Annotated in this window: 9 protein-coding genes; 5 read left to right on the plus strand and 4 right to left on the minus strand. The window is 33.7% G+C overall.

What is annotated here, in order from left to right; all coding sequences use genetic code 11:
* Nucleotides 1-413 precede the first annotated feature (413 nt).
* Both BW926_RS02800 and BW926_RS02805 read left to right on the plus strand, forming a co-directional pair.
* On the plus strand, nt 414-1,514 hold the full coding sequence (locus BW926_RS02800; protein WP_083672245.1) for an acyltransferase family protein: 1,101 nt from the start codon (nt 414-416) through the stop codon (nt 1,512-1,514).
* A gap of 425 nt (nt 1,515-1,939) precedes the next feature.
* Complete coding sequence (locus BW926_RS02805; protein WP_076443997.1) at nt 1,940-4,228, plus strand: TonB-dependent receptor domain-containing protein; 2,289 nt, start codon at nt 1,940-1,942, stop codon at nt 4,226-4,228.
* A gap of 146 nt (nt 4,229-4,374) precedes the next feature.
* Here the strand turns inward: BW926_RS02805 and BW926_RS02810 are convergent, their stop codons facing one another.
* Nucleotides 4,375-6,129, minus strand: a complete 1,755-nt coding sequence (locus tag BW926_RS02810; protein WP_076444182.1) for a discoidin domain-containing protein — start codon at nt 6,127-6,129, stop codon at nt 4,375-4,377.
* Between the two features lie 213 nt (nt 6,130-6,342).
* Here BW926_RS02810 and BW926_RS02815 point away from each other — a divergent pair, with 213 nt between their 5' ends.
* The 3 genes from BW926_RS02815 to BW926_RS02825 all read left to right on the plus strand — a co-directional run bounded on the left by BW926_RS02815 (nt 6,343) and on the right by BW926_RS02825 (nt 8,022).
* Nucleotides 6,343-6,639, plus strand: a complete 297-nt coding sequence (locus BW926_RS02815) for a hypothetical protein (protein WP_076443999.1) — start codon at nt 6,343-6,345, stop codon at nt 6,637-6,639.
* A gap of 94 nt (nt 6,640-6,733) precedes the next feature.
* Nucleotides 6,734-7,204: a RidA family protein gene (locus BW926_RS02820; RefSeq protein ID WP_076444001.1), complete on the plus strand. Its 471-nt coding sequence runs from the start codon at nt 6,734-6,736 to the stop codon at nt 7,202-7,204.
* The gene (locus tag BW926_RS02825; protein WP_076444003.1) at nt 7,201-8,022 is read left to right on the plus strand and encodes a glycine betaine ABC transporter substrate-binding protein; all 822 of its coding nucleotides are present in this window, start codon (nt 7,201-7,203) and stop codon (nt 8,020-8,022) included. Before BW926_RS02820 ends, BW926_RS02825 begins: the two co-directional genes overlap by 4 nt.
* Before the next feature lie 68 nt (nt 8,023-8,090).
* On the opposite strand, the gene ctlX is transcribed toward BW926_RS02825, so the two are convergent.
* From ctlX to BW926_RS02845, 3 genes are all read right to left on the minus strand, one after another.
* Nucleotides 8,091-9,014 carry a citrulline utilization hydrolase CtlX gene (gene ctlX / locus BW926_RS02830; protein WP_076444005.1) on the minus strand — a complete coding sequence of 308 codons (924 nt, stop codon included), beginning with the start codon at nt 9,012-9,014 and terminating at the stop codon, nt 8,091-8,093.
* 81 nt (nt 9,015-9,095) lie between these two features.
* Entirely contained in the window at nt 9,096-10,010 is a 915-nt protein-coding gene (locus BW926_RS02835; RefSeq protein WP_076444007.1) for a dimethylarginine dimethylaminohydrolase family protein, read from the minus strand.
* A gap of 815 nt (nt 10,011-10,825) precedes the next feature.
* Nucleotides 10,826-12,112, minus strand: coding sequence for a citrate synthase (locus BW926_RS02845; RefSeq protein ID WP_076444009.1), 1,287 nt, complete (start codon nt 12,110-12,112; stop codon nt 10,826-10,828).
* Between the last annotated feature and the right edge of the window lie 76 nt (nt 12,113-12,188).

Genomic DNA, 12,188 nt, shown 5'->3' on the forward strand with positions numbered 1-12,188 from the left:
TTTTGTTCAAAATTTTGTTGAATATTTTTAGCAAAAGAACAATTTTCATAATCAAAAATTCGAAATAATTAAATTAACCTGAGTTCGGGTTAAATTTTACATAAACGCTACTTAAATTTGCAATAGTATTTCTTAGTTCATTTTATTAGTTTTCAGTATAGAAAATCAGCGTGAATAAAAATATTGAATTCGTTTTTACAAAATTTTTAGAGAATGAAAAGCTAAAATACTGACATTTTAATTATATTTTTTTCAATATCAGCTACTTGTAAAACATTTCCATTCTGTTTCTTATCCCGAACTCAGATCAAATTAAATATTAAAAACAAAAATAAACAATATTTATTCATTTTTAATTTAAATTTTACATCAATTGCCGGCTAAATAATGATATTTTTATTATTTTTGAAGCCATGAAAAAAATTTATCCTAATCTTAATTCCCTCCGCTTTATAGCAGCCTCATTAGTTATCATTCATCATATTGAACTTTATAAATATTTATTCGGATTAAGAAATTTATGGGACATCCCATTTTTTCAAATAATAGGCAAATTGGGTGTTGTATTATTTTTTGTTTTAAGCGGATTCCTTATCACATCACTTTTGCTTCATGAAATTGACCTTAAAGGAAAAATATCGATTAAGAATTTTTATTTAAGACGTGTACTCAGAATTTGGCCGCTTTATTATTTGATAATCATTCTTGGTTTTTTTGTTTACCCCTATATTCCATTTTTTGACATTCCTAATAAAGATATTTTCCCAAATGTTCTCGAAAATAGGTTTCCTAACATTTTTTTCTACTTAACAATTTTTGCAAATCTTGCTATTCCAATTTATAAAGATGTTCCTTATACCTCACAAACCTGGTCAATTGCTACTGAAGAACAATTTTACTTACTGTGGCCTTTTCTATTTATATTTTTCCGAAAGAAATTGCTACCTGCAATGCTCATAATCATTTTAGGATACTGGTTTTTAAAGTATGTGATAAATGAGACACATTATCCCTCAAAGTTTATAAACCTCCATTCCAAATCAATTATTTCCGGGTTTCTTTATTTTTTTAATATAAATTGTATGGCTATTGGAGGTATTTTTGCTGTAATAGTTTCAAAAAAATTTAAACTTTTAAAGCTAATTTTTAATAACACAATATTCATTTTAACCTCAGCTTCCACAATAGCTTTATTAATTTTTGGTATTCATTTTGGCTTTTTCCACTATGATATTTATGCTGTTCTTTTTGCAATTATTATTGTAAATCTTGCCTGTAACGAAAAGTTTAAAAATTTGCTGGAAAATAAAATCACAAATTATCTAGGCTCAATATCATATGGCATTTATATGTATCATTTTATAGCATTGACAATTGCAATAAGAGCGGCTATTTACTTTGACAGCTTATGGATTATTTATCCAATAACATTTTTATTGACTTTTACTATTTCACATTTCTCTTATAAATATTTTGAAAATTTCTTTTTAAAACTTAAATCAAAGTTTAATTAGGTACCATTAAAAAAATAACATTTTATTTTTATCTGGTTTCAATAGAAGAATAGTTTTATACCTGGAATACTAAGATACTTTTGATAATTAGTCTATACATTTTTATGTCTTTTTTGGATACTAAATATCAATTAAGTCATTTCCGATCATATTCTTTGTTCAAAATTTCATTATCTACTTTTTAACACAAAATAGTTTCTCAAGTTTTGATGTAACATTATTTTATCTTTAACTGTCTATATAAATAGCAGAGCTACTGAAAATAAAAATTCAGTTTAAAATTTTTACCATTGAAAATCAGTAAGTTAAATGATATTTCAAAACATTTTCAGTACTTTGTATTGCATGATACTAAATTTATTATATATCTTTGTAATATTAAATAATAACAAATACAAGCTAATAAACTTTCTAAAATATAAAACATGAAAACGCCAATTCTCATCGCAGCCATATTTTTCAGCGGACTTATTTTCGCCCAGGAAAAAAAACAAGATACGGTAAAAACTAAAACCATTGAAGGGATTACCATGACTAAGCAGGTCTTCAAAAAACAAAGTGATCGTTTTGTATATGATGTAGCCGCATCACCTGTTTCAAAAGGGAATACTACATTCGACCTTTTGAAGCAGACTCCCCTTCTCTCTACCACCGATGACAAAACCCTGAAAATTGTAGGGAAAAATAACGCAATCATCTATATCAACGGAAGAAAAACCAATATGGATGCGGAATCTTTAACACAATTTCTAAAAAACACGCCTGCAGAAAATATTCAGAAAATAGAAGTGATTACCGTTCCGGGAAGTGAATATCAAGTGGAATCTTCAGATGGAATCATTAATATAGTTCTAAAGAAAAAAATGAGCGACGGTACCAGCGGAAACATGAGAATGTCGAATACTCAAAATAAATACAACGCTAGCAACGCAAGCTTTTCCGTAAATTATAGAAAAGACAAATTAGGAATCAATGCCAGTCTAAGTGGTGGTGAAAACATCAATCCACAATCTTATATTTTAAGAAACGGGACAGATCAGGTAAAAAATGAATCCGTAGGTGATATCGATGATCCGAACAAAAACATCGGAGGATATTTAAATATTGATTATCAGCTTACTGAAAAAAGCAACCTTGCACTTTCCTGGAATTCCTGGGCCAATAAGAGCTACAATTCTACAATCGATCTTTACAATATACTGATACAGCCTGATAAAAACGGAAATCCGATAACGACACGCAGCTGGACAAAAAATAAAGAAGATGCAAGAAGCTACAACAATTCAGTTAATTTAAATTATGAGCTAAAACTTGATTCTTTAGGAAGCAAATTCAATATAAATGCGGCTTATCTTAACTATAAAAGATTCCAGTTTTCGAAAAATAATACTTTAAATGAAGCTTTAACCCCAGTAAAAACAATTACCCAGGATATTCCTCAGATTATCAATAACTTTTCCGGAACAGTAGATTATACCCAAAAGTTTAAAAATGATTTCACCTTTTCCGTAGGAGGAAATTTTAATAAAACTAAAACCGATAATGATACCAAAAATTACACATATTTATTTAAAGATGACGGAAGCTTAGAAAACGTAGATCCTAATCCAAAGCCAGATTTCAACCATTTCATTTATGATGAAACAATTTATGGAGCCTATATCACGCTTGAAAAGAAATTTTCAGACAAATTTTCCGGGAAAGCCGGAGCAAGATATGAAATCACGAACAGCTTAGGAACGGCCGACAGCCCGTACCACGACATGGAAAGCCAAAGACATCAGAGAATTGAAAGAAACTATAATAATCTTTTACCTTATTTAAGCTTTAATTATGCCATCAATGATAAGAACAACATCTCTTATTCATTTTCCAGCAGGATGAGAAGACCAAGCTTCTGGGAGCTAAACCCTGTTAGAAACTATATTACGGAATTTAATTATACTCAGAATAACCCTTTCGTAAAAGCATCTTCCACATATAATCAGGAATTAACATATATGTATAAAAATTCATATTTCCTGATCCTGAACCATTCTTATTTTAAAGATCAGATCACACAGGTGCCTCTGCAGGGCTATGTGAAAAGGCCTGACGGAAGTGTGGAAATGCAAAACCAGGTTTTACGATACATCAGGACCAACTTCGGGGATAAGCAGGAAATGTCTGCCATGGTGGGAATCCAGAAATCTTTCTTCAAGCAGTATTTAACCCTGAACTTCAACGCCGGAATCCAGCACAATATCAACAACGGAACCCTAGCCGAAGACCCTACCTCAGGTGACACTTTTGTAGATAAGGATGGAAAACCACTTGTCTATGAAAATCATGTGAAATCTACAAGCTTTGTGGTGACCAGCAACAATACCATCCGTCTTGATAAAAAGAAAACATGGTTTTTGGGAGTTAATTATTTCTTTGTAGACAAACAGCAGATCGAGCTTGGAATGCTTAAAAACTTAATGAGTTTAGACTTAAGCTTAAAGAAAAACTGGAACGACTGGACCTTCGCTGTCAACGTGAACGATGTTCTAAGAACCAACGTAGTAGAAATTGAAGATTATCAGCCCAACGGAAATTACAATTACATCAGAAACGATCAGTATAGAAGAAGCATCACCGTAAGCCTTACCTACAGCTTTGGAAACCAGAAAGTGAAAAAAGTAAGAGATATTGAAAGCGCTTCTGATGCCATTAAAAACAGAACCAGATAAAGCAATCATTCTTCATATATTTTATTTTGTGGTAAACCCATTGAGAAATCAGTGGGTTTTCTTTATTTACATTACTTCAACGGCGTGATTTTGGCTTTGAAAAATATATATTTTTTTAATAAATCTAATTTTTAATATTAAATCATTTATTCCGATTTAAAAACTTCCGTTCTTTCTGAAATACCATTCGCATTGAATGCTTCTATCCGAAAATAATAAGCATCGGTTCTATCGGCTCCGGTGAAGAAATATTCATTTTTACCGTATACCATAATGCTTCCGTATAATTTATCTGGTGATTTCCCCCAATAGATTACATATCCGTCTGCATCCGGGTTTTGTCTCCATTTCATCCAGATGCTTCTTCTTTCGCCATATTTTTTCGGGTCAGCTCTTAACGGAACAAAATCTTCCACCTTCTTCGGAGCTGTTCCACTTGCTTTTCCAAATACCCTGAAACCGCTTAATGCAAATTTCCCGGTAGGCATTTTTAAGTTTTCCATTTTCAGGAATCTTGCCTGGGCAAGCTTTTCAAGCTCTATATAATCATGAGGTACGTCTTTTGTATTTTTGCTTTTATCAACAATTATACTCCATTTTTTACCATCAATGGATCCATAAATTTTATATTGATGCATTTTACCTAAAGTCTTTCCTAAAAACTCAGCATCCTGATCTGCATAATTGATCTGGATGGCATTGATCGTAGAAACTTCACCTAAATCCGTTTGAAACCATTCCCCTGCATTTCCTGTTTTTGCGCTCCAATAGGTCTTAATATCCTCATCAACTGCTAAATTCGGTTGATAACCTCCCAACGTTGATGAAACCTGAACCGGTTTATTATAATTCAATAACATCCAGCCCGTAAAAAGTCCTTTTGTAAAATCTTTGCCCTGAGCATATTGTGGAAGGTAAGTGGGATAATCACCGTAAGCTGTATTACAGTACATGACATCATCTTTATCAAATCCGGCAGGCCAGATTCCCAACCTTCTTTCAAAATTATTTTTAGTGGAAATAAAAATCGTTGAAACATGCCACCAGTTTTTGTAATTATCCTCGAAAGTGGCTCCGTGTCCCGCACCTCTTGCAAAACCTCCCGGCTTATAAGAGAACGGATTGTGCTGCTGATATTCAAACCCTTCCAAAGGATCTTTGCTTACATATACTCCATCAGAATAACCACTGAATTCCGTTGCCGGAGCACCATACTGCATATAATATTTTCCGTTGTGCTTCGTCATCCATGCTCCTTCTACGAAAGGCTGCAGGAAAACATTGTCGTTATATTCACCGAATCTTTCCCAGCCGTGATCTTCAGGCTTTAATCTAATGATTGGCTTTACAAAACCTTCTGATTGTAAGGTTTTTACTTTCACTTCGGTTCCCAGCAATGGCCATTCATTGCTTGAGCCCCAATATAAATACAGTTTGTTTTTGTCTTCATCATAATGAAAAGCAGGGTCCCAGGCTCCGACTTTCAGTGTATCAACAGCAATTTTCCAGTCGTCTTTTGTAGGATTTGTGCTTTTCCAGATTGGAAAATCCTGCTCCCAAGTTGATCCGAAAACATATAAAGTATCTTTCATTGCCCAAACAGCGGGTGCATTCAGATCGTGGATATACTTGTTGTCTCTTAAAAATTTTCTTTTCACAAATTTCCAATCCAGCATATCATCGCTATACCAATACCCTTCCTGATTGGTGGAAAAAAGAAAGAGTTTGTTTTTAAAATTAACAATCACAGGATCAGCTGTGGCACGGTGTCTTCCTTGTTTTGAAAAATTTTCAAAGGGGGTGTATCCATAATCGATATTGATTGGATTACAAAATGTTTTTTGCTGGGCATTAAAACCAACTTCCAATAAAAAAACAAACAAAAATAAGTACTTCTGCATATTCATAATTTTAACTTACGGAACAAATTTAAGTAACTTTTTTTAGGGTCCATCTAAAGTTTCAAACAATTTTAGATTCAAAGTCAACAACAAAGTATAAACTATACATAATTTAATTTTTAAAAATTTCAAATTTAGACAACATCTATTAACCTTGAAATACTTAGAATTACTTTATTACTAGATTTGTTAAACATAATTCAATACTTCGTAATGAAAAAAACAAAAATTATTAATCCTACCAAAAATTGGATCTTTTGGGGAGAGGCACAGAAAGAAGCTTTAAAGAAAGCTACGAATAGCCTCTCCGTGGGTGCCAGCATTATATTTGAAAATAATGAATCCAGGGTTTGGAGCATTCATCTCGCACCAGGGCATAAACTTCCTTTTCATAAACATACCTCCCGTTATTTCTGGTCTGCACTTTCCTCAGGTAGTTCCAGATCATGGTATAATGATGGTAGTGTATACGAAACACAATATGAATCCGGGAGACACAACTTATTTTGAAAAACTGAATGAAAAGAATCATTTATTCATAATCTTGAAAATATTGGGAATACAATACTAATATTCCTGACAGTAGAATTTAAAAAATAATAGTATGAATGTTATTGAAGACCAATTAAAAAGAAAAGGCATTATACTTCCATCGTCTCTTAAAGGCATTGGGAATTATGCCTCATGGGCTATTTCACAAAAAACCGTATACACATCCGGACAATTGCCATGGAAAGATGGACAATATGGAGCACTTGCATATGAAGGAAAAATAGGTACAGACCTGAGTATAGAAGAGGGATATGAATGTGCACGAATCTGTGCTATGAATGCAGTCATTCAGCTTAAAGAAGCAGCCGGAGATTTAGATCGAATAAAAAGAATTATAAGGATAGATGGGCATATTCAGGCAGCCGATGGATTTATACAACATTCTGATGTATTGAACGGAGCTTCAGATCTGATTAATGAAATCTTTAAAGAAAAGGGATATCATACGAGATCTGCTATAGGCGTTTACCAAGCTCCGTTGAATGCACCGGTTTTAATCTACATAATTGCTGAACTCGAATGATAAAAAAGACTATCTGCTTAGGGGCCATAGACCTTTCTTTTCATAAGGTAGCTGCCGCCGTTTTTGAACTTATTCTGAAGCATTGGGGATATGATGTAAAAACTATTTATCATCCTCATGAAAAAATGTTTGAACTTCAAAAAACAGGAGAAGTAGATCTCCTGATTAGTGCATGGATTCCCGGAAGTCATGGAGTCTATCTTCAGTCCTATCGTGATAATGTAATAGAGCTAAATCCCATCTACGAACCGTATTGTATTTGGGGAATCCCGGATTATTTGGCAGAAAAAGGAATAAAATCTATTGATGATTTGAAAAACCCTGAAATTGCTAAAATCATGGAAAAGAAAATTGATGGAATCGGAATGGGCGCAGGTATTAGTCGTTTTTCTATGGAAATCATTGAAAAGTACGGATTGAAAGAACTTGGATTTTATTTCAACAGTAATCATCCGGATGATTTTTACAGAATTGTAGAAAAAAAACTCATGAATAATAATAACTTCATTATACCACTCTGGTATCCGCAATTTCTCCATCACAGCTTTTCGGTTTTATCCCTGAAAGATCCTAAACATCTATTAAGGGAGCAAGATAAAGCCATTCCTTTGTTGAGAAAAGATTCGGCTTTCTTATTTTCTGAAAAAGAAATAAAGGTATTATCAGCCGTATGGCTGGGAAACGAAGCCGTATCAGCTATGGATTATTCTTTTAACAGAGAAGGATTAACGGCTATACAGTCTGCCCTGAGCTGGATCAAAGTACAATACGGAAGCATTGAAGGGTATTTTTCGTATTTAGAATCACAAACAGGGTGATCTATTGATTTCAAAAAAATCTTCTGACTTATTTTTTAAGTCAGAAGATTATATACAATTTGCAAAGGTTATTTTTTGGGAAGAAAAACCTCAGCCAGCATACAGCGTGCACTTCCACCGCCATTCACTTCAATGGTATTTAAATCCGAATAGATGATTTCGCAGTATTTTTCGATATTTGAAATTTGCTCTGAAGTTAAAGATCTGTAAGCCGTTTCACTCATAACAAGGAATTTTTGGCCATCTTTATTTTGAATCTGAAGCATATTGCCTGCAAATTGCTGCATCTGCTTCTCAGATATTTCGATGATTTCTTTTCCGGAATTTTTAATAATTTCTATTACCTTTTCCCTTTCCAGCTCATCATCGATACAATCTAAGCAAATAACAACAAATTTATCTGCTACACACATCATTACGTTGGTATGATAAATCGGCAGTCTCTCTGTACCCACCGTTTGGAAAGAATGAAAAACTACCGGTGTAAAACCTTTTTTCAAACAAAACTCTCTGAATAATTTTTCGTCTAACCTTAAGGAAACCGAACCGTAAGCAATTTTATTATCATGATCGAAAATCATGCTTCCCGTGCCTTCCAGAAAATGACCCTGCGTTTCAGGGAAAGACCAGTCATCAATTTCAGAGACTTCAAAACCTTGATTTTTGATACTTTCAATAATATCTTCTCTTCTTTCTACCCTTCTGTTGGATGCAAACATAGGATACAAAACCACTTTACCGTCATTATGAAAGCTTACCCAATTATTTGGAAAGATGGAGTCTGGTGTGTGGGGATCGATGGTATCTTTAATGGTAATGACATTAATTCCTTTATTTCTAAGCTTCCCGACAAATGTATTGAACTCCGCCAGAGCTTTTGATTGAATATCAGATCCTTTCTGCTCAACCTGAAAATAATTATTCTTCGCTGTTTCTGCATTGTAACCGAATGCTATCGGCTCAATCATTAAAACTGTATCTGTTGTCTGCATTTTTTTGATTTTAAAATTAAAAAGATTGAAAGACTAACTTCTCTACCCTCCTACGTTAAAACGCTCCGACTCCGACTCAAATCACTCTCTAACAAGCGGCATTGTAGAGCATCTCAATAAGCCTCCCATTTTGGAAATTTCTCTATAGGGTATTTCTTCCACCGTCATACCCCATTCATTTTTAAGGTGATTGTTCATTCTCGTAAAAGCTTTATCTGAAACCACCACTTCAGGGGAAATTGAGAAAATATTCGGGAACATTTCAAACATTTCTTCCGCTGTTACATGAAAGCAGTTTTCTTCTCCAAAGATATCGATGATCAGGCGGTAATCACTTTCATCCACAAAACCATCCTTATAAATAATACATTTATCTTTACCCACTGGATTAAATGTACAATCCAAATGCAGGATTCCTTCGTATGGTATCTTATCATTTTTCCTTAATTCAAGATCAATGATTCTTTTCTTTGGAAAATATTCTTTAAGGATTTCGATTGCATATTCGTTGGTTCTTGCTGTTTTATAGTTTCTGTAGTCTTCACTGAAGCATGTTCCGATAAATAAGAAATCGTTCCAGACAATCACATCACCGCCTTCAATATGAGCCGTTTCCGGAAGATTAATAATTTTCCTCCAAGCCACTTTTTCAAAAACTTTTTTATAGGCATCCTGCTCATCGGCTCTATCTGCAATCACGTTTGAAATGATCATTTTATCATCAATGACAAAAGCCACATCTCTAGCAAAGACCTGGTTATAGTTTTTGATGACATTCGGACGAAGAACCTCTACTTCATATTTTTTTAAAACTTTTTCAAAAGCATTCATTTCAATGAGAATATCCTCTTCTTTAGGATAAATATCGTGTTCTATCGAGTAGTATGACTTTGCATCATAGCTTTCCTCTAATGTAGGAACCGGCCCCATTGAATTGGGCTGACCTAAAACTACTGATTTGAGCCTTCCCGTTTCGTTTTTAATGTTTAGTTTCATAAAGAATTATGCAATACTACAAATATAAGTAAAGGTCTGTATTTGTGAAACTTTTGTACGTTTTTTAGGGTAATAATTAAACATTATTCTGCGAAATTTATGTATCGTAGGTTTTTACTTAAGTCTATATCTAAATTTACGTAGTTATTTCTCTTGACAAGGCTGTTTATAGATAAATATTGGTTAAAATTTATTTAATCTGAAAAGTAAAAAATACCTTAGCCCAATATGCAATTTCTTAGAACATTTGGATAGAATTCTTACGTTCAAACCTAATTACACTTATAAATTATTTCTCCAACCGGTTGAGGGTAACGACCTGAAGCCTTTCTTCGTGTGTATTCTCCCAGTACCCTAAAGCAGGGATTAAAGTTTTCTTAAGTTCAATAAACTGTATTCTACCTTTGGATAAACTACAGGACAAATTTTCTTGGTGATTAATTCATGCTCCTGAGGTTCCCTTAGTTATAATGTTCAGGACTCTGTATAAAGCGTTAGGAATTTTTCTTTGCAATTCGCTTGGGTGTAAGAAGCCTTTATTAATGAACAACAGTATAAGGATTTTCCATTTGCCATAAATAACTTTGCCTATTAGGTCTAAGCTACAATTCAGGTTTGGAATATTTTTTTATACATCAAACAAAGTTAAACAATGTTCCAAAGTCAGCAATATGGAAGAATTTACTATTCTTTAAATTCGTGTATGATAAATTTTCCTTCCTGAAAGCTTCATACTAAACCCGGATATATTGCAAATAAAAATCCCAAAGCAGCTTAGCTCTTTAGGATTTTATTTTTATTTTTTATGTCACAGATTATCTGTTTACCATATCGATATAGTCTCTCTTTTGAGCTCCTTGGTATACCTGTCTTGGTCTTCCGATAGGATCTCCTTTTAATCTCATTTCTTTCCATTGAGAAATCCATCCCGGAAGTCTTCCTAAAGCAAACATTACCGTAAACATTTCTGTAGGGATTCCTAAAGCTCTGTAAATGATACCAGAGTAGAAATCTACGTTCGGATACAGTTTTCTTTCTACGAAGTACTCGTCTTCAAGAGCTACTTTTTCTAATTGCATTGCAATATCAAGTGCTTTATCCTGAATTCCAAGTGCGTTAAGGATATCATCAGCAGCTTTTTTAATGATTTTCGCTCTTGGGTCGAAGTTTTTGTATACTCTGTGGCCGAATCCCATTAAACGGAAGCTGTCGTTTTTATCTTTAGCTTTTGCTACCCATTTGTTAACATCTCCTCCATCTTTTTCAATTAACTCAAGCATTTCGATAACTGCCTGGTTTGCACCACCGTGAAGTGGCCCCCAAAGTGCAGAAACTCCCGCAGATACAGAAGCGAAAAGACCTGTATGAGCAGAACCTACCATTCTTACTGTAGATGTAGAACAGTTTTGCTCGTGATCAGCATGAAGGATTAATAATTTATCTAAAGCATCCACTACCACAGGGTTTACTTCAAACTCCTGATTTGGCATTCTGAATGTCATTTTGTAGAAGTTTTCTACATAGTTAAGGCTGTTATCACCGTGGTTAAGTGGTAAACCCTGAGTTTTTCTGTACGTCCATGCGCAAAGATGAGAGAATTTAGCAATCATCAATTCTGCAGCGTGATCCATTTCTTCTTTAGAGTTTACGTTAACAGCTTTAGGGTTAAAAGCAGTCAATGCGGAAGTTAAAGAAGATAAAACTCCCATAGGGTGAGCAGAACGAGGAAAAGCATCAATAAGCTTTTTCATTTCTTCTGCCACGAAATTATATTTTTTAATGTTATTCTCAAAATAATTGTACTGATCTCGAGAAGGCAATTCACCGTGTAATAAAAGGTACATTACCTCTGTAAAGTTGGATTTTTCCGCGATTTGCTCTATTGGATATCCTCTGTAGAATAATTCCCCTTTGTCTCCGTCTAAGTAAGTGATGTCGCTAAGTGTAGCTCCGGTGTTTTTGTAGCCTAAATCTAAAGTGATAAGACCCGTCTGGTCTCTTAATTTTGAAATATCGATTCCTCTGTCTCCGATAGTACTATCCACAATTGGATATTCATATGAATTACCGTTGTAATTCAATATTACTTTGTTGTCTGACATTATTTATTTTTTTTCTAAATATACTACTTATTACAAAATACGGCAAACAAAAATTTTCGCTTGCCGTAATTTATAA

The organism is Chryseobacterium sp. RU37D, from assembly GCF_900156075.1.
GTDB lineage: Bacteria > Bacteroidota > Bacteroidia > Flavobacteriales > Weeksellaceae > Chryseobacterium.

Excerpts from the sequence above, each read along its gene's own strand:
- BW926_RS02815 (WP_076443999.1), top strand. The coding sequence starts at position 6,343 with ATGAAAAAAACAAAAATTATTAATCCTACCAAAAATTGGATCTTTTGG.
- BW926_RS02845 (WP_076444009.1), bottom strand. The coding sequence starts at position 12,112 with ATGTCAGACAACAAAGTAATATTGAATTACAACGGTAATTCATATGAA.
- ctlX (WP_076444005.1), bottom strand. The coding sequence starts at position 9,014 with ATGCAGACAACAGATACAGTTTTAATGATTGAGCCGATAGCATTCGGT.
- BW926_RS02810 (WP_076444182.1), bottom strand. The coding sequence starts at position 6,129 with ATGCAGAAGTACTTATTTTTGTTTGTTTTTTTATTGGAAGTTGGTTTT.
- BW926_RS02805 (WP_076443997.1), top strand. The coding sequence starts at position 1,940 with ATGAAAACGCCAATTCTCATCGCAGCCATATTTTTCAGCGGACTTATT.
- BW926_RS02800 (WP_083672245.1), top strand. The coding sequence starts at position 414 with ATGAAAAAAATTTATCCTAATCTTAATTCCCTCCGCTTTATAGCAGCC.
- BW926_RS02835 (WP_076444007.1), bottom strand. The coding sequence starts at position 10,010 with ATGAAACTAAACATTAAAAACGAAACGGGAAGGCTCAAATCAGTAGTT.
- BW926_RS02820 (WP_076444001.1), top strand. The coding sequence starts at position 6,734 with ATGAATGTTATTGAAGACCAATTAAAAAGAAAAGGCATTATACTTCCA.
- BW926_RS02825 (WP_076444003.1), top strand. The coding sequence starts at position 7,201 with ATGATAAAAAAGACTATCTGCTTAGGGGCCATAGACCTTTCTTTTCAT.